This is a genomic window from Sphingomonas sp. KC8, from assembly GCF_002151445.1.
Taxonomy (GTDB): Bacteria; Pseudomonadota; Alphaproteobacteria; order Sphingomonadales; family Sphingomonadaceae; genus Sphingomonas_E.
The window spans coordinates 3818274-3840904 of record NZ_CP016306.1 but is presented as its reverse complement, the minus strand read 5'-3'; the positions used below and the strand labels follow the sequence as shown (position 1 = coordinate 3840904).

Here is a 22631-nt window from a genome sequence, read left to right as displayed (position 1 = left end):
ACCATTCCACCCTCGATATTGCGAATAATTTGCATCAGCATTTATCGGGCTGTTGGGGCGCAGGGCAGCCAGCGTCAATGCCAAAAGGCGTGGCGAGCGATCATGCAATATTTTGTCATCAAAAGAGAAAAACACGCTCGATCCGATCGGTCGCGTCCATCGGCGGAGCGAGACCAGGGCCATCCGCTTGACCGGATGCACCATCTATTGCTAATGCGACTTTATCGCAATTATCCGCGTGCCCGCCGAGGAGGCCCCATGTATTCGTTCATCGATCGGCCCGCCATATGGCTGAACAATGGCAGCCGCTTCGCCTTGTGGGCCATGCGCGCATGGGTGCACGCGCTGGGCGCCGGCCATTGCCCCCCGGCCGCCCTGGCCCCCGCTTTCGCGCGTATGGGCGCCCTGCCCGTGTTGCCCGATCTGCACATGGCGATGGCGCTGCTCAATCGCGACGCGCTGGATCAGCTTGCCTTCTCTCCGCTCGATTGCCCGCGCATCGGCGAAGATGAAGCCGTGCTGCTCGGCATCTGGCGCGACCTTGCGGCAGGCGCGACCGATCGGGCACGCGATACGCTGCGCCTGATGGTAGACGAGGATGTCGTCGATCTGGTGACCAACGCACTGAACGAGGCGACGACAAAATTGTGCAACCTGATGCTGGCGCCATCGGGGCTGGAATCCCCGGTGGAGGGCGCCGTTTCATGAGCAATCGCAGCACCGCGCTCGTCGCCCCGTCAGCCGCCCTGTCGGTGGAAGAGGTGCGCGCCGTCCGGCATTGGAACGATCATCTGTTCAGTTTTTCGATCACCCGGCCGGCCAGTTTCCGCTTCCGATCCGGCGAATTCGTGATGATCGGCCTGCCCGGCGACGGGCGGCCCCTGTTGCGCGCTTATTCCATCGCCAGCCCGGCTTATGCCGACGAACTGGAATTCCTGTCGATCAAGGTGCCCGATGGCCCGCTGACATCCCGGTTGCAGGCGATTCAGCCTGGCGACCAGATCTTTCTCGGCCGCAAACCAACCGGGACGCTGGTTGCGGACGCGCTTGTGCCAGGTAACCGCCTGTTCCTGCTGTCCACCGGCACCGGCCTGGCACCGTTTCTCAGCCTGGTCCGCGATCCCGACATCTATGATCGTTTCGGCCAGATCATTCTTGTCCATTGCGTCCGCAGCGCAAGGGATCTGGCCTTTCGCGCCGCGCTGGAAAGCCAGCTGGCCGATGATCCGCTGGTGCAGGATCAGGCGCTTTTGCAGTTCAGCTATCTGCCAACCGTTACGCGTGAACCGTTCCACACCACCGGCCGCATTCCCGCGTTGATCGAAAGCGGGCGGCTGTTCGACGGACTGGCCGGCCCGCACGCATTCGATCCGGCGGCGGACCGGATCATGCTGTGCGGCAGCATGGATATGATCCGCGATCTGGCGGGCAGGCTGGATGGGATGGGCTTTGCGGAAGGATCAAACGCGAAACCCGGCGAATATGTGATCGAACGCGCCTTTGCGGGCTGACCGGATGCCCCCGCCGAAGGGGAGGCATCCCATCGTCCCATCCGTTCGGTTACCGGCAGGTGAAACCGCCATCCACCGGCAGCGCAATGCCGGTGATGTAGGATGCCTCGTCCGACACCAGGAACAGCGCCGCGTTGGCCACTTCCACCGCTTCCGCCGGACGGCCGAGCGGGATGGATTCAAGGAACTTGGCCTTGAATGCCGCCGCTTCCTCTTCCGATCCACGGGCCGAAAAGAAGCCCGGCATCATCGGCGTATCGGTGATCCCCGGGCACACCGCGTTGACGCGGATCCGATCGGGCGCGAGGCGCTGGGCCATTCCCTTGGTATACCCGACAATCGCGAATTTCTGGGCGGAATAAAGCGGGCTGCCCATGGATCCCACCAGCCCTGCGCTGGATGAAGTGAACAGGATCGCGCCACCGCCGCGCTTGCGGATATAATCAGCCGCTTCGGCCGCGATCAGGATGCTGGACGTCATGTTCAGCTCGATCGTCCGGTCATAGGCCGCCAGATCGATCTTTTCGACATTGCCCGGCGCCGGCATGCCCGCATGGCTCCAGAGAATATCGATCCCGCCGAGCAGCTTGGCGGCGCGATGCACCACGCCGATGCATTGATCGCGATCCGTGAGATCGGCGACCAGCGTCGTCACCGACGGGCCGACGTCGGCCGCCAGCCTGTCCAGCGCGGCGGCGTCGACGTCGATCGCCACGACCGATGCGCCTTCGCGTACGAAAACTTCCACACCCGCGCGGCCCATGCCTGACGCCGCGGCGGTTACGACAACAAGCTTATTGGCTAGCCTCACAGCATCTTCTCCTTATTCTTCATTCGATGTCGGCGCGGGCGCGGATGCAGGCGCGGCGCCCAGAATGCCCGCGGCGCGCAGCCGGGCGATTTCACCGCCGTCCAGGCCAAGCTGTTCCGCCAGCACGTCATCCGTATCTTCGCCCAACCGGGGCGGCGCCTGGCGATAGGTTGCCGGCGTCCGCGACAAGCGCGCCGGAAACCCGGGCACCCGCACTTGCGCGCCCGTGTCGCGGTGCAACGTCTGCACCAGCTGACGGGCCTTGATCTGTGGATCATCGAAGATTTGCGGGATGGAATTGACCGGGCCGCCGGGCAAGCCTTCCTGCTCCATCGCCGCAATCAGTTCGGCCGATGTCCACGTCGCGATCGCGGATTCCAGCGCCGCCATCAGCGCAGGGCGGTTCGCCGCGCGCGAAGCATTGTTGCGGAAACGCGGGTCTTCGGTCAGCCCGTCCAGACCAAGAAGGCGGCAAAAGCGGAAGAACTGGCGATCATTGCCCAGCGCAACCAGCACGTTGCCATCTGCTGTCCGGAAATCCCGATAGGGCACGACATTCGGGTGGTCGTTGCCCAATCGGCCCGGAACCATGCCCCCGTTAAGCCAGTTCGATGCCTGATTGGCGAGGATATTGACCTGCGTGTCGAGCAATGCGCAATCGATATGCTGGCCTTCATCGGTCGCGTCGCGATGACGCAACGCAGCCTGAATCGCGATCACCGCATGCAACCCGGTGAACAGATCGCTGACCGGCACACCCACCTTCATCGGCCCGGCGCCCGGCTCGCCATCGGGGCGCCCGGTCACGCTCATCAGCCCGCTCATTCCCTGGACGAGAAAATCATAGCCACCGCGATCGGCATAAGGCCCATCCTGCCCGAAACCGGTGATCGAACAGTAGATCAGGCCGGGTTTGGCCGCAGATAGGGTGTTGTAGTCCAGGCCATATTTGGCCAGCCCGCCGACGCGGAAATTTTCGACCACAATGTCGCACGCCATCGCCAGCCGGCGCACCAGCGCCGCCCCTTCGGGTTGCGCCAGATCGATCGCCAGCGACTGCTTGTTGCGATTGATCGCCAGATAATAAGCCGCATCGTTGGAACCATCGTCGAGGAAGGGCGGCCCCCAGTGGCGGGTATCGTCGCCCTTGCCCGGCTGTTCGATCTTGAACACCTCGGCACCCAGATCCCCCAGCATCTGCGTGGCCCATGGCCCCGCCAGAACCCGCGACAGATCGAGCACCTTCAACCCGGCCAATGGCCCGCGAGCCTGTGGCTCCACCGGACTTCGAACATCCTCCACGCGCGTTCCATTTCATCTGATGAAATTATATTTCAATATATAAGGGGAATTGGCATAGCTTTGAAAGAGCGATTTCAAACCGTCCATCGCGGAGCGCACCATGCCATCCTATCAACCAGTCGAAGCCGTCCTGCGGGGATTGGCCGTGCTGCGACACATCAGCCTGAACCCGCGATCCAATGTCGGCGACATCCATCAGGCAACCGGGCTGAACAAGGCCACCATCGTCAGGATGATCGAAACGCTGACCGCCGCCGGCTATGTTACGCGGGACGAGGAAACCGCCCGTTATTCGGTCAGTGGAATGGCACTCGAACTCAGCGCCGGCTACGACGCCATTCAAGCCATCAAATCGTTGAGCGGCGATATTCTTGAAGTGTTGCAAAAGCGGATCGGCTGGCCATCCGACATTGGCATTCCCGATGGCTGCGACATGATCGTCGCCGCCACCAGCCGCGCGCAGGGACGGCTGTTCTTCAACCGCAAGGCCGGCTATCGGGCGCCGCTGCTGGCAACATCGCTGGGCAAGGCCTACCTGGCCTTCGCACGGCAAGCCGATCGCGCCAGGCTCATCACGCAACTGGCCGGGCATTCGGACCCCTGGAACCTGCCGGCCCGCAACGGCACTATCGATGAAGTGATCGAAACGGTGCGCCGCAACGGTTTTGCGACGATAGATCCGCACTATGCGGCCCGCGAATATGACGGCACGGTCGCCACGCTGGCCGTGCCGATCATGAACGGCGATGCCGCGATGGGCGCGCTCAACGTGATGTATTTGCGTGAAGCGATGCAGGAAGAGGAAGCCGCCACCCGGCTGCTGCCTGCGTTGCGCGAAGCCTGTGCCGAAATTGCAGCAAAGCTCGCGCCCCGTGCCTGACAGGCGCCGTCCAGCTATGCGGCGATCGTGGAGATGGCGGCGGCCGCTTCCAACGTACGGTGAACCGGGCATTTGGCGGCGACATCGATCAACCTGGCCCGCTGATCGCTGGTAAGGGACGCGCCCGAAATCGCCACCGTCTTGTGGAAGATATCGGTGCTGCCGGGCCGCCCTTCGACCTTGCCCTTCTGGTGGGTCACGTCGGTTGCGACATGATCGACCGGCCAATCCTGCTGGCGGGCATACCAGCGCACCGTCATCGTCGTGCATTCGGCAAGGGCCGCGGCAAGCATCTGATACGGCGCCGGGCCGAGATCGGCGCCGCCCATTGCGGCCGGTTCGTCGCCGATCAGCCGGTGCGGACCAGCCTCGATCTGCACGGCAAAGGCGCTGGCGCCGGTTTCGGATGCGCGCACGCTGATCACCGCCTCACTCACATTCTTTCCCTTCCAGCCGTCCGCTGCGTCCACTCTATCAGCCGCCGATGCCCCCGCCAACCGACCGGGGCAACGGCCGCGCAGGCAAACGCAGGCCGGACCCAAAGAATACCAATAATAATTATCGTTACGATACCTTAACATAATCAGATCACCTTTGGCCGGGACCAATATTGCACCGTGACAAGGCAATTCCGATGACGCGTCACATCAGCCTGAAAACCTGCTGCTATATGCAGGCCGTGATTATCATCTGCACCATATTGGCCGCCAATCTGGCGCCACCGCCGCACGGGGCAATGTTGCTGGTTTCAGTCAGCGGGCTTTCGACGGGTGCGATCCTGAATCGGGCGGCAGCGGCCGGGGCAACACCGCTGCGCGCCGGGCCGCTGCGCGCGTCGCTCGTCGTATTCGGCGACCGCAATCGCCTGCTGGCCGCCGGGCTGCCGGCGGGAATCATCGCCTTGCCCTCCTCCGCCGCACCCTGCGGACAGGACAATGCCGGGAGGGCCAGATCATGAATGATGATGCGTTGCTGACCATTCGCCGGCCGGGCGCGCGTCTGCTGGTCCTGCTATTCTGGCTCAATGTTCCCACCCTTTACCTGGCAAGTTGGCTGGTCGGCAGCGACAATGCGCTGCTGATCGCCGGGCTGGGCGCGCTGCTGTGCATCATACCCACCCTGCTGGTATTCGGCACCGGACGGATCGATGCGCCAGTGCGCCTGATCATCGGCCTTACCGCCGTCAGCTTTCCGGCGCTGTTTCTTTATCCGTTCGAAGGCCATCCATGGCAGATGGACCTGCACATGTACTTCTTCGCCGCGCTCGCCACGCTGGCGGTGCTGTGCGACAGACGGGTGATACTCGCAGGGGCGGGCTTCATTGCCGCGCATCACCTGCTGTTCAACTATATTGCGCCCCATTGGGTGTTTTCCGGCGAAGGCGATCTGCCGCGGGTGCTGCTGCACGCCTTCATCGTCGTCATGCAGACGGCGGTGCTGTTGTGGCTGACCGGGCATCTCGCAACGCTGATCGTCCAGACCGCGGAGGAAGCGAAGACGAGCAGGGCGCTGCGCATCGAGGCCGACGACGCCCGCGCCAAATCGGATGCGGCGCTGATCGCCCTTGAACGGGCGCAGGTGGATGCCGATCGCCAGCGGGCAGCGGAAGAAGCGATCCGGGCGGCCGCCGAAGCCGCCGAACGCAGGCGGCTCGCGGCGGACGCCATCGAGGCGCGGCTGGGCGCGATTGTCGCGGAACTCGGCCGGATGGCCAGCGAACTTTCGATCAGCAAGACCCGGCTCATCGGCTCCCTCGAAGGGACGGTCGCGCGCACCGGCGATCTGTGCAGTTCCCACGCCCGCGCCGAAGATGATGTCCGCGCCATGGCGGCGGATACCGAACGGCTGGTCGCATCGATCCTTGAAGTCGGCCGCACCGCCACCGAAGCACGGGAAACCGCACTCACCGGCACGCGAGCCACCACCGATCTTTCGCCCAAGGTGACGACGCTGGCGGCAACGGTGGAATCGGCCAGCACGATCCTGAAACTGATTTCGGCCATCGCCACGAAAAGCAACCTGCTGTCGCTCAATGCACGGATCGAAGCCGCGCGTGAGGGCGCCGAGGGACGCGGCTTCGCCGTCGTCGCATCCGAGATCAAGATGCTCGCGGCCCAAACAGCGCAGGCCACCTGCCAGATCGAAGAGCAACTGGAAGATATCCGCAGCGCGGTGCTGAGCGTTTCGGGGGCAATCACGGTCGCGTCGGCGTCGGTGCATTCGATCGATCAGTCCGCTTCGCGGATCGCCAACGTCGTCCAGCAACAGATTGCCGCCACCACCGAAATCGCGACGGCATCCGAACAGATGGCGCAGCATATCGCGCTGGCGTCGGGCGAGGCTGATGCGCTGAGCAGCGCGATCGATGAGATGCGCGGCGCGATGGAACAGACCGATCGTATCGCATCGGCCGTTTCGGATCGTTCGCGCGAATTGAACGACACCGTGCGCAGCGTGCTTTCCGAATTGCGGGCGGCCTGACAAGCGCACCCTTGCAGAAACGGCCGTCCATTCCTATGATTGATATCAACACATATCATTCTGAGGAATGACGATGCCCCTACCCCGCACGATCGCCCCACTGCCCGAAAGCCGGGTGCTTTCGGAAGCGGTGTCCCGCGTCGCTGGCTGCTGGAAACTCACCAACGAACAGCTCGGCGCGATCCTTGGCCTGTCGCCAGCCACGGCTTCACGGTTGCGCGCGGGCAGCTTTCAACTTGATCGCACCAGCAAGGCATTCGAACTCGGCCAATATCTGGTCCGCCTGTTTCGCGGGCTGGATGCCCTGATGGGCAGCGACGACGCCGCATCCATATCCTGGCTGCGCAACAACAATATCGACCTGGACGGACGGCCGATCGATTTGATCCGATCGGTCAGGGGGCTGGGCGAAGTCGCACATTATGTAGACGATTTTCGTGCCCGCGTCTGACGCGACGCCGCAACCGTCCGATTTTGCGCCATATGCCGGCACCGTCTGGCGATTGGTGGAGGCGCAACATCGCATATCCACCAACCGGCTGGCCGCATCCGCCGAGGATCAGGCGCTGCTCGAAGATCTGGTCGACGCGGTGAAACCCACGATGCCGGCGGTCGCACGCGGCCTGCATTATCTGCTCGGCACCCCGTTCCGCTATGGCCACACCACCGCGTCGCGCTTCCGCAGGGCGCATGAACGCCCCGGCATTTTCTATGCCTCCGAACATATCGCCACGGCGTTGGCGGAAACGGCCTATTGGCGGCTGCTCTTCTTTTCGCGCTCGCCCGGCTTCACCCCACCCACCACTGTCGTCGAACATTCCGCCTTTACCGTGCCGGTCAATCTGGCGCGCGCGATCGACCTGACGGACACACGCTGGCTGGCACATGCAGCGCGGTGGAACGATCCTGTCGACTATGCCGCCTGCCAGCAACTGGCGACGCAGGCCCGCCAGATCGGGGCGCAAGGGCTGGTCTACACGTCGGTGCGCGATCCCGGCCGCAGGCGAAACCTGGCACTGTTCGATCCGACCGGATTCGCAGCGCCCGCGCCGAACATCGAGACAACATGGCATTTCCGATATGAAGATGGCGTCCTCACCACCTTTGCGGCCTTCCCGTCGGACACGCGCTACAGCTTCACCTTCGCCGATTTCGGCATCACCGCACCCTGAGCGCAACCGACGACCGGCACCGTAGCAGCCACACAGGGACCGACCGGAAGGCTGCCGCTTAGCGTTGATGTACAATGGTTTACATTATCGCCCGCGACCAGCCATGCCATGGCGCACGATTTTGCGCGGTTTGATCAGGATATCGTCCTGACCACCCATCCCATAATATTTGACTTACCGATGCCCGCGACGCTATGCCCTTTAGTTAATGGCGTCGCAATCAATAAGACATCGGTAAGCGGGGGGGCTTTCCACATGAAACGGACAGCCACATCTTCGCCCGATCGAGATATTGAAAATAATAAAGATTCACGCGTCAAGCAGCGTCCGGCAGCTCGCCCTGCCGCGGATGAACCGGTTATTGACCGCTATCGATCCATCGTATTCCCCAACAATGTGCGCGAGGCCCGCAAAGCAAGCGGCATAGCCAAATTGCTTGGCCTTTCGCGGACCATCCCCGAAATTCCATATATTCGCCTGTCGAAGGTCGAACGCGGCGAAATCTTCGCCAAGCCCGAGGAATTGGTGACGATCGCCCGCGCGGTGCGCATGAAGCCGCATCAATTGTTGATCGATATCGACGATCCGACGTTCGATATCGCCCAATGGGCCGCAGAATTGCAGGACCCGGCGGCATTCGACGCGGCCGAAGATCGCCTGGCGGTGCTGCTGGCGGCCGCATTACGTGTCCGGCGCGATATGGACGCAGCCTTGTCGATCGCGGCCCTGGAGAGCGATTATGGCATCCCTCCTGTAATCCTGTCGCGGATCGAAAACGCCTATAAGACGCTCGACAGATGGAATGATGCCACGCTCCACGCGCTCTGCCGGGTGTTTGGCGTTGCCGATGTCGCTGCCTTGCGGGATCATATCCTTCAGGTCCATGCCAGCGGGGCGCTGGCTGAACATATCGATATGGTTGCCACCCCCGGCTTCGCATTGCCAAGACGCGCGCCAAGGTGGCCGCCCTGCGCGAAGCGGTATCCGGCAAGCCGATCCGGGCCGCGCGCGATCGCCCGGCCACCCGAACCCCGCCGCCGCTGCGCCCGGTCGACGTGGTGCTGCCGCATGATGCCGCCACCAATCCGCCATCGCCGCTGCTGGCCGCGATCCAGGCTGCGGACAGCGCCACGGTGCGCCTTGTTCCGATATTCGGCGCACCGCTGGGCGATGGCCTGATCGCACGCACCCCCACCGGGGAAACTGTCGAAGCGCCGCGCATCGCCGGGCCGAACGCTTATGGCCTGCGGGTATGCCGGCCCACGCTAGGCCCCGGCCTTCCCGGCCGGGCGACGGTGATCGTCGATCCCGATCGTTTTCCTTCGTCCGGCGGGCTGGCGGTGGTCCGCGAAGGGGCTGGCCTGCGGTTGCTGATGGTCACTTTTGGCCGCGACGGCCGCATGATCGGTTACAGCGAACATCCCAACCGCGAAATGACGATCGACGATATCGACCCCGCCGATGTCGCCACCGTGATCGGCGCAATTTTCGAGTGATATCGGTAGCCATGCCGCGCAATCCGGTTAACATCCTATAATAAGTGTGAAGAAATCATTGGCAGGATGCTGACATGCGCGCACCCGGCGGGGCACGATCGATCTGGACCGGCATCGCCAGACGGGCGGCACTGGCCGCCGGCGCCGCGCTGATCCATGCGGGCGCGGGCCTCCACCGGCTTGGCCGGGCAGATGGAGATGCCGAAACCGTACCGGCCCTGCCCGCGCCGGATTATGAACCGCATGATCGCGCGCAACTGGAAGCCGATCTGCGCCGGGGCATTTCGGAAGATGAAATCGTCCCTTATTACCAGCCCATTCTGGCACTGGGCACGAATGAACTGGTCGGCTTCGAAAGCCTCGCGCGGTGGCGGCACCCGCACCGCGGGATCATCGATCCTGACATTTTCATCCCGATCGCGGAAGATACAGGGGCGATCAACGATCTGTGTTTTGCCCTGCTTCGCCAGGCATGCGGCGACATACGCCGCTGGCCACCGCACCTGACGCTATCAATCAACGTATCGCCGTTACAGATATGCGATTCCGAACTTTCGTTGCGGCTGCTGCAGATCCTGTATGCCAATGGCCTCGCCCCCGGCCGGCTGATCGTCGAAATCACCGAAAGCGCGCTGATCGCCAATGTTGCCGCTGCACGCCGGACGATCACCTCGCTGCGCAATGCGGGTATCAAGGTTGCGCTGGACGATTTCGGTACGGGCTATTCGAGCCTGCACCACCTGCGCGAATTGCAGTTCGACCGGCTCAAGATCGATCGATCGTTCACGCAGGCACTTGGCACGTCAGCCGGCGACACGATCATGCGGGCGATCGTGGATCTTGGCGGCGGCCTCGGCATGCCCATCACCGCCGAAGGGATCGAAACGGCCGAACAGGCCGGAACGATGGACCAGCTTGGCTGTGCCTACGGCCAAGGGTTCATGTACGGCCGGCCGATGCCGGCGGCAGACGCACTGGTTCACATCGCGCAAGCGGAACAATCCGCCCCACGCGCACGCGCCGTCGGCTGATCCCCCCATCTGCGCGCAGACTCGCTTTCTCGCGCAATATCGCTAGGCAAGGGCCCAAGCTACCGGAGCCTGCATGCCGATACCGCCACCCAGCATCGGGCTGACCAAGGCTCACGCCACACTCATCGAAGCGGCCGCATTCCTTGGCGGCGGGCTGCACGGCGCGATGCCGGCATCGCCACGACCGATCACCGGCCAGTTGCGCGCCAAGGTGATCGGCAACGGACTGCGCGAACTGGATCGCTTTCTCAATGTCATGATCGATGAAGTGGCGCGGCTGATCGCGCCGGTCGCGATCGACCCGGCCCGCTTTGCCGGCCAGCGCAACACGGCGAACAAACTGCGCCTGATCCGCGCGCTGATGGGACTGCCCAGCCCCGACCATGGCCGGCTGCGGGCCATTGGCCGGTCGCGCGATTGCCTGTTCCACTGCATCGGCATCGTCCGGCGCGGTGATCGGCGGCATGATCGCCAGATGACGGCCGGATGGCCGCCCAGCAATGCCAGTGAATTTGCGCCGGGCTTGACTGTCGCCATCGGCGAACCACTTGATATTTTACCAATCGACCTGGCGCGCGTATGCCGATTTTACGATCGTGTTGCCCATGATCTGGCCGTCGCGACGACAAGACATCTGTATCGCCATTGATATTTTTCTGCGCATAAGCCATATAGGCTCCGCTAACGTCGCCTGCGACGGAATTTGACGCTCTGATAGCCGATCCTTCCATTCCACGCTTCCTGGCTCTGCAGACCATTGTCTGCGGAAATCCTGATTTCGTGAAAGGAATCTCCCCATGGCCATCGGCACCGTAAAATTCTTCAATATCGACAAGGGTTATGGCTTCATCGCCAATGAAGACGGCTCGGGCGACAGCTTCGTCCACATCACCGCGGTCGAGCGCGCCGGCATGCCGACGCTCAACAAGGACCAGCGCGTGAGCTACGAACTGGAAACCGATCGTCGCGGCAAGACGTCCGCCGTGAACCTTCAGCCGGCCTGAACCTGATGGCTAAGGAGGATCTCCTTACCCTCGACGGCCTGATAGACGAAATTCTCCCCGACGGCCGCTTTCGCGTGCTGCTGGAGAATGATCACAAGATCATCGCCTATACGGCGGGCAGGATGCGGCGACACCGCATCCGATCCGTCGTGGGCGATCGTGTTCAGGTGGAGATGACGCCCTACGATCTCGAAAAGGGCCGCATCATCTTCCGCGAACGCACTCCGGGCGCAGGCCCGGGCGGCGGCGGCCCGCGTCGCGGCAACCGGCGCTAATCATTTTCCCGTCGGCCGGAAACGGCCAGGGACGGGAAATATTAGCCCTCATAGCCAGACGGTCCGTACGAACGGGATCCGCCTGAAGGCCACTCGCGTGTCGCATATCAAATGCGACACGCCGGTTTTCACCAAAATCGGAAGCACCGCCCCGGCGGTCCATTCCCTCTGAATTTGATCCGCGCGAACAGTTCGCGCCTTATCAGCACAATCGTGCGCCGGAAAATCCGCGCACCCAGGATATTATGCAACTTCATATCGAACGTAACGACAAACCAGTTCATTCCTCTTTTCCGATCAGCCGGCGCGAATCCGCCCGGCCGCGACCAGCCCAGCGGCTGTCCGCCACCCTGTCCCGACGCGAGTTGCGCCGGATCGTCGCCGAAATGCTCGGCTGACCATGATTTCGGCAAGCATCGCTTGCCGACCCACCATTCAGGAGGACATCATCATGTCGACCGCGAGTGAGTTTTACCTGGCCCGTGCCGCCGAATGCACCCGCGACGCCGAACGGGCGACGCTGGGCAATGTCCGCGATCGTTATCAGCGCGCGGCGGAAGCCTGGATGGTGATGGCAGACCGGATCGCGCGTGGCGAAACCATGCGCGATACGCTGGCCGCAGAAAAAGCCGCGCACACGCCTGCGGCCGTCATGACCGCGGGCTGATCACCGGATTGGCCCGGTTTCGTCCCGCCGGAAGAACATATCCGGCGGGGAAATCGCGCATCAGAGCCAGCCCGGCGCCGCGTGCCCCGGCCCACGCGGGGTAGCGCCCAGGGGATAATCCGCCCCTTCGATCACCGCCGAATTGCCTTCCGCCCACATTGCGGTACCGATGCGCTGCGCAATCCGCCAGCCGGCGTCCGTGCGCACCAGTTCATCATCATACCAGCCGCCGATCATCAGCCCGGTCGGGGCCGGTGCCAGCGCATTGCGCACATGATTGGCCATGAAATAGCAGCGCGACCAGGCCCGATCGTCCTCCACCCTGATCGCCGGCAGGCCCAGATGGTGGAGCGTGGCATCCAGCTTCGGCAGCGCATCGCCCGCGATCGCCACATAGGCATCAACCGTCAATTGCGGCATGCCACTGAGACGCAGCACCGCATCGGCCGTGAAGCAATCGCGCAGCAATTCCGGCGTGCGCGTATCGACCGCGATCACATAACGCGCCAGCACCTGCTGGATCGCAATCACATCATCCGCAACACCCGCCATCATGCCCTCCTCCATGCCATTTGGAGGAAGCTATGGGGACGGCGCACGACCGGCAAGCCGCGACTGGATTCGCGCTTGCGTCGATGGCCGTTCTCGTGCGTTCTCGCCGCGTGATCGAAACAACACCCCTCCCCCGCTCCGCAATTCTTGTTGTCAACGCGAAGTCGCGCAAGGGCCGCAAGCTCTTCCGCCGTGCGGTCGAAGGGCTGCGTGCGCATGGGATCGAAATCATCAGCGCACACGCGGTTCGCAAGCCGCGCCTGCTTGCCCCCACCATCCGCGATGCGGTGGCATCCGGCGCGCCGATGGTGATCGTCGGCGGTGGCGATGGCTCGCTGTCCTCATCCGTCGATTTCTTCGTCGGGCGGAATTGCGTGTTCGCGTTGCTCCCGCTGGGCACGGCCAACAGCTTCGCGCGGACGATGGGCATCCCGCTCGACCTGGACGGCGCGATGGCTGTGATCGCAGGCGGGCAACGGCGCCGGATCGATCTCGGCATGATCGACGATGATTATTTCGCCAATTGCGCCGCGATCGGGCTATCGCCGCTGATCGGTGAAACCGTACCGCATGGCCTGAAGGCATGGGCAGGCCGGGTCGGCTATCTCAGTTGGGCGCTGCTGATGCTGGCCCGCTTCAAACCGTTCAAGCTGACCGTGGGCGAAGGCGACACGGCCGAAACGATCGACGCGCTGGAAGTGCGCATCGCCAATGGCGGATTCCACGGCGGCACCGAACTGGTGGACGCCGCCAGCGTCGACAGCGGCGAAATCATCGTCCAGGCCGTTGTCGGCAAGGCACGATCCTATCTCGGCTGGAGTTGGCTCACCAGCCTGCTGCGCCTGCCTGCCCGCCACCACACGACCCGCGAATTTCACGGCCGCGCGCTGCGCATCGCCACCGATCCGCCGCTGGCCATTTCGATCGATGGCGAAGTGCTGGCGAAAACCCCGGTGATGGCGCGCGTCGCCGAAGGCGCGATCGAGGTGGCAGCGCCCCAACCTGTTTAAACGCGCCCCTAATCGAGGTTCGGCCGCAACCAGCGTTCCGCCGTCTCCAGATCTGCGCCGCGCCGTTCGGCATACTCCTCCAGCTGATCGCGACCGATGCGCGCAACGCCGAAATATTCGCTGTCGGGGTGGCCGAAATAGAAGCCCGACACCGCCGCCGTCGGCCACATCGCGAAACTTTCGGTCAGCGTGATGCCGGTGCGATCACTGGCCTGCAACAGATCGAACAGAATCGGCTTTTCGCTATGGTCCGGGCACGCCGGATAGCCGGGCGCCGGGCGGATACCGCGATATTGTTCGCGGATCAGCGCGTCGTTGGTCAGTTGTTCGCCCTCGGCATAGCCCCACAATTCGGTGCGGACATGCTGGTGCAGCCGTTCGGCAAAGGCCTCGGCCAGACGATCGGCCAGCGCCTTCAGCAGGATATCACGGTAATCGTCATGATCCGCCTTGAACCGGGCGAGATGCTCCTCAATCCCGTGGCCGGCGGTGACCGCAAAGCCGCCGATCCAGTCGCCCGCCGGATCGATGAAATCGGCCAGGCACATATTGGCGCGGCCTTCGCGCTTCTTGATCTGCTGGCGCAGGAACGGCATCCGCACGTCGCCATTGTCGGTTTCGATGACGACATCGTCGCCTTCGCGCCGGCACGGCCACAAAGCGGCGACGCCCTTGGCCGTCAGCCATTTTTCCGCGATGATCGTGTCGAGCATCGCCTGCGCATCGGCGAACAGGTTGCGCGCGCTTTCGCCCACCACCGCATCGTCGAGGATCGCGGGATAATTGCCCGCCAATTCCCACGCGCGGAAGAAAGGCGTCCAGTCGATATAGTCGCGCAGATCAGCCAGCGACCAATCGGGGAAGACATGCGTGCCCGGCTGTTTCGGTGCAGGCGCCTTCTGGCTCATATCGGCCACGAACGCATTGGCGCGTGCTTCGGCCAAAGTGGCCAGTTCGCTATGTCCCTTATTGGCCCGCGCGATCCGCACGGCTTCGTAATCGGCCGCCGTCTTTTCGACGAAGGCATCGCGCTGCGTGTCGGACATCAAGGTCGATGCAACCCCCACCGCGCGGCTGGCGTCCAGCACATGCACCACCGGCCCGTCATAAGCCGGCGCGATGCGCAGCGCAGTATGCACCTTCGACGTCGTCGCCCCGCCGATCAGCAGCGGCATTTCCATGCCCGCACGCTGCATTTCGGCCGCCACCGTCACCATTTCATCGAGCGACGGGGTGATCAGGCCCGACAGGCCGATGATATCGGCGTCATTGTCCTGCGCGGATTGCAGGATCGTCATCCACGGCACCATCACACCAAGGTCGATCACCTCATAACCGTTGCACTGCAGCACGACGCCGACGATGTTCTTGCCGATATCGTGGACGTCGCCCTTCACGGTCGCCATCACGATCCGGCCCTTGGCACGGGCACCGGCTTCCTTCTGCGCTTCGATGAACGGCAGCAGATGGGCGACCGCCTTCTTCATCACGCGGGCGGATTTCACCACCTGCGGCAGGAACATCTTGCCCGATCCGAACAGATCGCCAACGACGTTCATGCCGTCCATCAGCGGGCCTTCGATCACCTCGATCGGCCGGGCGAACATCTGGCGCGCTTCTTCGGTATCATCCACGACATGCGCGTCGATGCCCTTGACCAGCGCATGTTCCAGCCGCTTGACCACCGGCCAGCCACGCCATTCCTCGGCCGCCTTTTCGGCCGCCGCATCGGTGCCCTTGAAGCGTTCGGCGATCGTGATCAGCTTTTCGGTGGCGTCGGGATGGCGGTTGAGGATCACATCCTCGCACGCGTCGCGCAATTCCGGGTCGATCGTATCATAGACGTCGAGCTGGCCGGCATTGACGATGCCCATGTCCATGCCGGCCGGGATCGCGTGGTACAGGAAGATCGAGTGCATCGCGCGGCGCACCGGTTCGTTCCCGCGGAAGCTGAAGCTCAGATTCGAAAGCCCGCCCGAAATGTGGACGTGCGGGCAGCGTTTGCGGATCTCGCGCGTCGCTTCGATGAAATCGACACCGTAATTATTATGCTCCTCGATCCCCGTCGCCACCGCGAAGATATTGGGATCGAAAATAATGTCTTCGGGCGGAAAGCCGATGCCGGTGAGCAGCTTGTAGGCGCGTTCGCAAATCTCGATCTTGCGCGCCTGCGTATCGGCCTGCCCCACCTCGTCGAACGCCATGACGACGACGGCGGCGCCGTAGGCCATCACTTTGCGCGCATGGGCGAGAAATTCGGCCTCGCCTTCCTTCATGCTGATCGAATTGACGATCGGCTTGCCCGACACGCATTTCAGCCCGGCTTCGATCACGCTCCATTTGGAACTGTCGATCATGATCGGCACGCGGGCGATATCGGGTTCGGCCGCGATCAGCTTGAGGAAGGTGGTCATCGCCACTTCGGCGTCGAGCAGCCCTTCATCCATGTTGACGTCGATGATCTGCGCGCCATTTTCCACCTGCTGGCGCGCGACCTCGACCGCCCGGGTGTAATCGCCGCCCATGATGAGCTTCTTGAACGCCGCCGATCCGGTGACGTTGGTGCGTTCGCCGATATTGACGAAGGTGGCGCTGGCCTGCGCGGGGGCGTCGTCGGGGGTGATCGCTGCGGTTGCCACTATTACTTCCTATTCGTCATCCCAGCGGAAACCGGGATCTCCCAGCCGTTTCCAGACCAGGCAAACAAACGATATCCCCGCTTTCGCCGGGATGACGTCAATCCAACATCACGCCGCCAGAATCATCGGCTCCAACCCGGCAAGCACGGTGCGCACCGGCGGATGCGCTATCGGGCGCGGCGCAGCACCATGCACCGCGTGGCGCATCGCCGCGATATGCTGGGGTGTCGTGCCACAGCAGCCGCCGATCACATTGATCAGCCCGGTATCGGCCCATTCGCGGATGAAGCCGCCGGTCGTCTCCGGCTCCTCATCATATTGGCCAAGATCGTTGGGCAGGCCGGCATTGGGATAGACCATCACCAGCGTATCCGCGATCGCCGACAGCGCCGCGACGTGCGGGCGCAGTTGCGGCGCGCCGAACGAACAGTTCAGCCCGATCGTCAGCGGCCTGGCATGGCGCACCGTCGCCCAGAACGCCTCGATCGAATGGCCGGACAGGTTGCGGCCCGACATGTCGGTCACGGTGAAGCTGATCATCAGCGGCACGTCCGCACCACGCGCCGTGCCCGCCTCAAGCGCGGCCATGATCCCGGCCTTGGCGTTCAGCGTATCGAAGATCGTTTCGATCAGGATGAAATCGACACCGCCGTCGAGCAGCGCGTCGATCTGGTCGCGATAGACGTCCTTCAGTTCGTCGAACTCGATCGCGCGATAGCCGGGATCGTTCACGTCGGGCGACAGCGACAGCGTCTTGTTCGTCGGGCCGAGCGCGCCGGCCACGAAACGCGGCCGACCGTCTTTGGCTTCCGCTGCTCGCGCCGCATCGCGCGCGATCTGGGCGGCGGCGATATTCATGTCGCGCACCAGATGTTCCGCGCCATAATCAGCCTGGCTGATCCGGTTGGCGTTGAAGGTGTTGGTCGACACCATATCCGATCCGGCATCCAGATACGCCTCGGTAATCTCGGCAATGACATGCGGACGGGTGATCACCAGCAGATCATTATTGCCCTTCTGGTCGAACCCCAGGTCGAGGCCACCGCGATAATCCTCCTCAGTCAGGCGATAGCCCTGGATCATTGTCCCAAAAGCACCATCGGTCAGCAGGATGCGCTTGGCGGCTTCGGCGCGGAAACGATCGGCGGCGTTCATGCGGCCTTCTCCCGGGATTGGCTGGTGGGGCGCAGCCCCAGCAAATGACAGATCGCGTAGCTCAGCTCCGCGCGGTTCAAGGTGTAGAAGTGGAAATGGCGGACGCCGCCGGCATAAAGCTTGCGGCACATTTCCGCTGCGATCGTCGCAGCAACGAGCTGGCGGGCAGCGGGGCGATCGTCCAGCCCTTCGAACAAACGGTCCATCCAGGGCGGGATCGCCGCCCCGCACATCGCGGCGAACTTGCGCGTCTGGGCGACGTTCGACACGGGCAGGATACCGGGAACGATTTCGGCATCGATGCCCGCCGCCGCCACCGCATCGCGGAACCGGAAGAACGCCTCGGGCGAAAAGAAGAACTGGCTGATCGCCCGGTTCGCGCCGGCATCGATCTTGCGCTTCAGATTGTCGAGATCGGCGGCCACGTCCACCGAATCCGGATGGCATTCGGGATAGGCCGCGACCGAGATTTCAAACGGCGCGACCGATTTCAGCCCCGCCACCAGCGCGGCGGCATTTTCGAACCCATCGGGATGCGGTTGGAACGCCTCGCCCTCACGCGGGGGATCGCCCCGCAGCGCTACGATATGGCGCACGCCGGCCGCCCAATATTCGCGCGCAACATCCAGAATCTCGTCGCGGCTGGCATCGACACAGGTCAAATGCGCCGCCGCCGGAATGCTGGTTTCGCGGGCGATACGGGCGACCGTCGCGTGGGTACGTTCGCGGGTCGACCCACCCGCGCCATAGGTGACGGATACGAAGCGAGGCCCAAGCGGCGCCAGCGTTTCGATCGCGCTCCACAGGGTTTCTTCCATCTTCGCCGTCTTTGGCGGGAAGAATTCGAACGAAACCTGGCAGTCGCCAGCGAGGTCGGCGAACAGCGGCGCATCCAGCGCGCGGCGGGCTTCCTCCATCTGGGCGATTGAAACACTCATGCCGCAAGTCCTTCTTCACGGGCCGCGGGCGCCCGGCGCCCCAGCCATAATTTCACTGTCAGTTCGCCGCCGTCGAGCCGCTCGACCGCCGGCTGTTCCAGCCCCGCAGCGGCGAACCAGCCGGCCATTTGTTCATCATCAAAGCCCAGGCGGACATGCGCGTCGCGGGTCCGCAGCTCTTCCTTCTCGTGCCGATCGAAATCGACGATCAGCAACCGGCCATCGTCCGCCAGCAACCGCGCCGCCTCCGCGATCGCCGCCGCCGGCTGATGCGCATAATGCAGCACCTGATGCACGATCACCGTATCCGCCGATCCGCTCGCCAGCGGAAGGGCATACATGTCGCCCTGCCGCAATTCGGCCCGCTCCAGCCCTGCCTCGGCCAGCTTTGCGCGGGCCAGACGCAGCATTTCCGGGCTGCGATCGACACCCAGCATGCTCGCTGCCTCGCGGCCGACCAGTTCGATCATCCGGCCAGTGCCCGTGCCGATATCCACCAGCCGGCCCACCGGCGCCGCACCCAATTGTCGCAATATCGCCGCCTCCACCGCGCTTTCGGCAACGTGGAGCGATCGAATCGCATCCCATTCATCGGCGTGACCAGCGAAATAATCCTCCGCCGCGGCCGCGCGATCGGCACGCACCGCCGCCAGCCGCGCAATATCGGCCACCGCCCAATGATCGCCAGGTTCCTGCTCCGCCCAGGCATCCACCGCCGCCAGCAACGGCCCGATGCGCCGTTCATCGCCCAAGGTGAGAAACACCCAGCTGCCTTCCTTGCGGCGATCCGCCAGCCCGGCATCGGCAAGGATCTTCACATGGCGCGAAACGCGGGGCTGGCTCTGGCCGAGCACCTGTGCCAACTCGCCCACCGACAGTTCCATCGCACGTAACAACGCGATGATGCGCAGCCGGGTCGGATCGGCCAGCGCACGGAAAATGTCGAGCATGCGTCTCATGGTGGATTACGGATATAAAGATATCTTTATATGGGTCAAGCAGCTTGTCGGCTTCCCGCCCCTATGGCACCGCCTCCGCGGGGGATAAGAATCGCTGTAAAAGGTCCTTATGATGCGCGTTTTTCCGTCCATTGCCGCCGCCGCGCTGCTTGCCGGCTGCGCAACTACGCCCACCTCCGCGCCGGGGGCAGAACGGGATCCGCTGGAAGGCTTCAACCGGGCCGTCTGGGGCTTCAATCGGGGTGTGGACAAGATCGCGCTGAAACCGATCACATCGGTCTACCGCACGGTAACCCCACAACCGCTGCGTCGCGGTATCCTGCGCATCTTCGACAATCTGTCCGAACCCTGGTCGTTCGTGAACAACCTGCTGCAGGGCAAGCCGGGCCGGGCGGCAAACAATCTCGGCCGCTTCGTCGTCAACACCACGATCGGCGTCGGCGGCCTTGCCGATCATGCCACCGGCCTGGGCATCAAGCCGGCGCGCGAAGATTTCGGGCAAACGCTGGCGACATGGGGCGTCAAAAGCAGCACCTATCTCGTCCTCCCGCTGCTCGGCCCGTCCACCATCCGCGACGGCATCGGCACGGGCGTCGGCTTCGTCGCCGATCCCTTCAATGTCTGCCTACGCGAATGCACCAACCTGTCGGCCGTCGAACGCCTCATCCCCAATGCCGTCTACATTGTCAGCGCGCGCGCCGATCTTACGGATTCGGGGGCGGATACCCTGCTCGACACCAGCCTCGATTCCTACGCCACTGCGCGTTCAGCATTTTTCCAGCGCCGCGCGGCCGAAATCGCCGATCAGGATCTTACCACCGGTGACGCCAGCAGCGGCGACATCGACGCCGCACTCAAGGAACTGGACGAGGAAGCCGGCGAAACCAGCGCGCCGCCGCCCGAATCCGCGGATCCAACGTCGCCTGACGCCGAACCGACGCCTTCGAACGACGAACCGAGTGCCGCCGATCAGCCACCCGTCGACCCACAGACTCAACTGGTCGCACCTGAACCACAATCCTGAGTCTACCGGAACAAGAGAGATTGCGTGCCGCGTTTGAACCCGATAAAGGGGGCGTCGCTGGTTTCGGGGGAAACACGCCTGATCATTGATTAAGCGGCGTCCACGCATCCATCAGCTATTGCTACCTGGAGGGTTTAGCCCATGAAGAAGATCGTTGTTCTCTCGCTCGCCGCTGTTGCTACGCTGGGCCTCGGCGCCTGCTCCAAGGAGCAGCCGGCTGTCGCCAACGAAGCCGACGCCAACGCTGTTGTCGCCGACATCAACGCGACCGCTGAAGAAGCCGTTGCCGACATCAACGCCGCCGTCGATAACGCGGTTGCTGACGTGAACGCGACCGCTGAAAACGCGACGGGCGCCGTCGAGAACGCCGCGACCAACGCGATGTGATCGGGCTCTGCGCGCCGTTCTCGGCACGCAGGCAATCAGGATTGGGGTCGTGTTCCAATGGAACGCGGCCCTTTTCTTTTGCGCACGATTCACACCCTTTGCGTGCACCCTTATCCCGTTAAGATGGGACACATCACGATCCCGGAGACCTTCACGATGCCGGCATCAAGGGCGTTGTTACTGGCCGCGATCGCCGCACTGGCAGCCTGCGGCGCACAGCCCGATCCCAACAGCGACCAGGAACAGGCCGCCAATGCCATCGCCAACATCAGCACCGAGACGGAGGATATCGCCGACGACGGCCTCGTCGCGGCCGATGGCGCGATCACCGACAGCGAAAGCATGGATCACACAGGTAACGCACCGGGCAACGCTGACTGAAGCACCCGGGCCACCCGTGGCCGAACTCCCCCGCCATAAACCCTGCGCCGGTATCGCGACGCCAGTTGTTCACAGCCGGGATACTGCGAACGATATCGCGGCTCGATCGGCCGGCCCCATCCCGCCAAGGCAGCCCGGCCATAGCGGCCGCGCCCCGTCACCTACGCCCGCCTACGCCACACACGTCGCGACCATGGCAACAGCGCCGCACTTCACCACGGGCTGGAACATGATAGCTGGGCCGTGCCCACAACACCCCCAGCATCACACGACAGCGCAGAGACGATCGGCGCGCATCGCACCCACCATTGAAACGGCAAATACCCGGGCACCTTGCGGCACCCGGGCACTTGTTGGCGATGATCCGCAGATCAGTTGGTGATGGTGAACGTACCCGACGTCGGGGCAAGCGTGCCGCCAAAGTTGCAGAAGCCGATCGTCTGCGTCGGAATCGTCAGGACCTGCGTCCCGTTGTTCCACGATCCGGAAACATTGCCGCTGCAGCTGACACCCGGAATGAAGGTCGACGCGGTCAGACCGGTGATCGTCAGCGGGGTAACGCCACCCGCTGAAGTCGTACCCACCGCCACGGTGTAGGGCAGGCCCGTCAGAGTCGCCAGGCCGCAGCCGGTGCCCGACAGGGTGAACGCCGTCACCTTCAGCGTACCGGTCGGAATATCGGTATGCGAAAAAGCGCCATGGCTGTCGCCGGCATTATTGGGCGACGCATTGAGCGTCAGGTTGCCGGTGCAGGTCAGCGTGGTGCCCGCCACCGTGGCGAGAATCGTCCCGCTGAAGGTGGTATTTCCGGCGGGCCGCACCATGGATGCGTTGGCGACGCCGCCCATGCTGACAAGAGCGAGTGCGCTGACAACAGTCGAGAATGCCTTGAACATCATACTCTCCTTAAGAGTGGGTGGTTATTTACCTCCCGTGCAAACCCGGATGATTATCTT

The 22631-nt window shown here is 63.4% G+C and carries 27 protein-coding genes; 18 read left to right on the top strand and 9 right to left on the bottom strand.

What is annotated here, in order from left to right:
• Positions 1 to 258: 258 nt before the first annotated feature.
• Positions 259 to 708, top strand: coding sequence for a hypothetical protein (locus KC8_RS18340; RefSeq protein WP_010126812.1), 450 nt, complete (start codon positions 259 to 261; stop codon positions 706 to 708).
• Complete coding sequence (locus KC8_RS18335) at positions 705 to 1511, top strand: ferredoxin--NADP reductase (RefSeq protein ID WP_010126811.1); 807 nt, start codon at positions 705 to 707, stop codon at positions 1509 to 1511. The genes KC8_RS18340 and KC8_RS18335 overlap by 4 nt, the downstream gene beginning before the upstream one ends.
• A 49-nt stretch (positions 1512 to 1560) precedes the next feature.
• On the opposite strand, the gene KC8_RS18330 is transcribed toward KC8_RS18335, so the two are convergent.
• Together KC8_RS18330 and KC8_RS18325 are read right to left on the bottom strand one after the other, a co-directional pair.
• A complete protein-coding gene (locus tag KC8_RS18330) occupies positions 1561 to 2322 on the bottom strand; it encodes an SDR family NAD(P)-dependent oxidoreductase (RefSeq protein WP_029624713.1) in 762 nt (253 codons plus the stop codon).
• 12 nt (positions 2323 to 2334) lie between these two features.
• A complete protein-coding gene (locus KC8_RS18325) occupies positions 2335 to 3624 on the bottom strand; it encodes a CaiB/BaiF CoA transferase family protein (RefSeq protein ID WP_050805447.1) in 1290 nt (429 codons plus the stop codon).
• Positions 3625 to 3724: 100 nt separating this feature from the next.
• Between KC8_RS18325 and KC8_RS18320 the strand changes: the two genes are divergently transcribed.
• The gene (locus KC8_RS18320) at positions 3725 to 4504 is read left to right on the top strand and encodes a helix-turn-helix domain-containing protein (protein WP_010126808.1); all 780 of its coding nucleotides are present in this window, start codon (positions 3725 to 3727) and stop codon (positions 4502 to 4504) included.
• A 14-nt stretch (positions 4505 to 4518) separates the two neighbouring features.
• Here KC8_RS18320 and KC8_RS18315 read toward each other — a convergent pair whose 3' ends face one another.
• Positions 4519 to 4941: an OsmC family protein gene (locus tag KC8_RS18315; RefSeq protein ID WP_029624712.1), complete on the bottom strand. Its 423-nt coding sequence runs from the start codon at positions 4939 to 4941 to the stop codon at positions 4519 to 4521.
• 197 nt (positions 4942 to 5138) lie between these two features.
• Between KC8_RS18315 and KC8_RS18310 the strand changes: the two genes are divergently transcribed.
• From KC8_RS18310 to KC8_RS18265, 11 genes are all read left to right on the top strand, one after another.
• A complete protein-coding gene (locus KC8_RS18310) occupies positions 5139 to 5462 on the top strand; it encodes a hypothetical protein (RefSeq protein ID WP_010126806.1) in 324 nt (107 codons plus the stop codon).
• Positions 5459 to 6985, top strand: coding sequence for a methyl-accepting chemotaxis protein (locus KC8_RS18305; RefSeq protein WP_010126804.1), 1527 nt, complete (start codon positions 5459 to 5461; stop codon positions 6983 to 6985). The genes KC8_RS18310 and KC8_RS18305 overlap by 4 nt, the downstream gene beginning before the upstream one ends.
• Positions 6986 to 7058: 73 nt before the next feature.
• Positions 7059 to 7436, top strand: coding sequence for an MbcA/ParS/Xre antitoxin family protein (locus KC8_RS18300; RefSeq protein ID WP_138956732.1), 378 nt, complete (start codon positions 7059 to 7061; stop codon positions 7434 to 7436).
• A complete protein-coding gene (locus KC8_RS18295; protein WP_010126802.1) occupies positions 7423 to 8157 on the top strand; it encodes an RES family NAD+ phosphorylase in 735 nt (244 codons plus the stop codon). The genes KC8_RS18300 and KC8_RS18295 overlap by 14 nt, the downstream gene beginning before the upstream one ends.
• 108 nt (positions 8158 to 8265) lie before the next feature.
• Positions 8266 to 9336: a helix-turn-helix domain-containing protein gene (locus KC8_RS20410; protein WP_232455570.1), complete on the top strand. Its 1071-nt coding sequence runs from the start codon at positions 8266 to 8268 to the stop codon at positions 9334 to 9336.
• Complete coding sequence (locus KC8_RS20405) at positions 9291 to 9653, top strand: hypothetical protein (RefSeq protein WP_010126800.1); 363 nt, start codon at positions 9291 to 9293, stop codon at positions 9651 to 9653. The genes KC8_RS20410 and KC8_RS20405 overlap by 46 nt, the downstream gene beginning before the upstream one ends.
• Before the next feature lie 74 nt (positions 9654 to 9727).
• Positions 9728 to 10684, top strand: a complete 957-nt coding sequence (locus tag KC8_RS18285) for an EAL domain-containing protein (protein ID WP_010126799.1) — start codon at positions 9728 to 9730, stop codon at positions 10682 to 10684.
• 73 nt (positions 10685 to 10757) lie between these two features.
• Complete coding sequence (locus tag KC8_RS18280) at positions 10758 to 11333, top strand: hypothetical protein (RefSeq protein WP_010126798.1); 576 nt, start codon at positions 10758 to 10760, stop codon at positions 11331 to 11333.
• 148 nt (positions 11334 to 11481) lie between these two features.
• Entirely contained in the window at positions 11482 to 11688 is a 207-nt protein-coding gene (locus KC8_RS18275; RefSeq protein WP_010126796.1) for a cold-shock protein, read from the top strand.
• 5 nt (positions 11689 to 11693) lie between these two features.
• The gene (infA, locus tag KC8_RS18270) at positions 11694 to 11963 is read left to right on the top strand and encodes a translation initiation factor IF-1 (protein ID WP_010126794.1); all 270 of its coding nucleotides are present in this window, start codon (positions 11694 to 11696) and stop codon (positions 11961 to 11963) included.
• 451 nt (positions 11964 to 12414) lie between these two features.
• A complete protein-coding gene (locus KC8_RS18265; RefSeq protein ID WP_029624711.1) occupies positions 12415 to 12630 on the top strand; it encodes a hypothetical protein in 216 nt (71 codons plus the stop codon).
• A gap of 60 nt (positions 12631 to 12690) precedes the next feature.
• On the opposite strand, the gene KC8_RS18260 is transcribed toward KC8_RS18265, so the two are convergent.
• Positions 12691 to 13185 (bottom strand): nuclear transport factor 2 family protein, encoded by a 495-nt coding sequence (locus tag KC8_RS18260; protein ID WP_010126792.1) that lies wholly within the window; start codon positions 13183 to 13185, stop codon positions 12691 to 12693.
• Between the two features lie 80 nt (positions 13186 to 13265).
• On the opposite strand from KC8_RS18260, the gene KC8_RS18255 reads away from it, so the two are divergent.
• The gene (locus KC8_RS18255) at positions 13266 to 14192 is read left to right on the top strand and encodes a diacylglycerol kinase family protein (protein ID WP_192807712.1); all 927 of its coding nucleotides are present in this window, start codon (positions 13266 to 13268) and stop codon (positions 14190 to 14192) included.
• An 8-nt stretch (positions 14193 to 14200) separates the two neighbouring features.
• On the opposite strand, the gene metH is transcribed toward KC8_RS18255, so the two are convergent.
• The 4 genes from metH to KC8_RS18235 form a co-directional block, all read right to left on the bottom strand.
• Complete coding sequence (gene metH / locus KC8_RS18250; RefSeq protein WP_010126790.1) at positions 14201 to 16831, bottom strand: methionine synthase; 2631 nt, start codon at positions 16829 to 16831, stop codon at positions 14201 to 14203.
• A 108-nt stretch (positions 16832 to 16939) separates the two neighbouring features.
• A complete protein-coding gene (locus KC8_RS18245; protein ID WP_010126789.1) occupies positions 16940 to 17986 on the bottom strand; it encodes a homocysteine S-methyltransferase family protein in 1047 nt (348 codons plus the stop codon).
• Complete coding sequence (gene metF / locus KC8_RS18240; RefSeq protein ID WP_029624708.1) at positions 17983 to 18924, bottom strand: methylenetetrahydrofolate reductase; 942 nt, start codon at positions 18922 to 18924, stop codon at positions 17983 to 17985. Before metF ends, KC8_RS18245 begins: the two co-directional genes overlap by 4 nt.
• A complete protein-coding gene (locus KC8_RS18235) occupies positions 18921 to 19883 on the bottom strand; it encodes an ArsR/SmtB family transcription factor (protein WP_029624707.1) in 963 nt (320 codons plus the stop codon). The genes metF and KC8_RS18235 overlap by 4 nt, the downstream gene beginning before the upstream one ends.
• A gap of 109 nt (positions 19884 to 19992) precedes the next feature.
• Here KC8_RS18235 and KC8_RS18230 point away from each other — a divergent pair, with 109 nt between their 5' ends.
• The 3 genes from KC8_RS18230 to KC8_RS18220 all read left to right on the top strand — a co-directional run bounded on the left by KC8_RS18230 (position 19993) and on the right by KC8_RS18220 (position 21675).
• Entirely contained in the window at positions 19993 to 20907 is a 915-nt protein-coding gene (locus KC8_RS18230; RefSeq protein ID WP_010126786.1) for an MlaA family lipoprotein, read from the top strand.
• A 141-nt stretch (positions 20908 to 21048) separates the two neighbouring features.
• Entirely contained in the window at positions 21049 to 21294 is a 246-nt protein-coding gene (locus tag KC8_RS18225) for a hypothetical protein (protein ID WP_010126784.1), read from the top strand.
• A 57-nt stretch (positions 21295 to 21351) separates the two neighbouring features.
• Positions 21352 to 21675, top strand: coding sequence for a hypothetical protein (locus KC8_RS18220; protein ID WP_010126783.1), 324 nt, complete (start codon positions 21352 to 21354; stop codon positions 21673 to 21675).
• Between the two features lie 371 nt (positions 21676 to 22046).
• On the opposite strand, the gene KC8_RS18215 is transcribed toward KC8_RS18220, so the two are convergent.
• Complete coding sequence (locus tag KC8_RS18215) at positions 22047 to 22571, bottom strand: hypothetical protein (RefSeq protein WP_138956729.1); 525 nt, start codon at positions 22569 to 22571, stop codon at positions 22047 to 22049.
• Positions 22572 to 22631 lie beyond the last annotated feature (60 nt).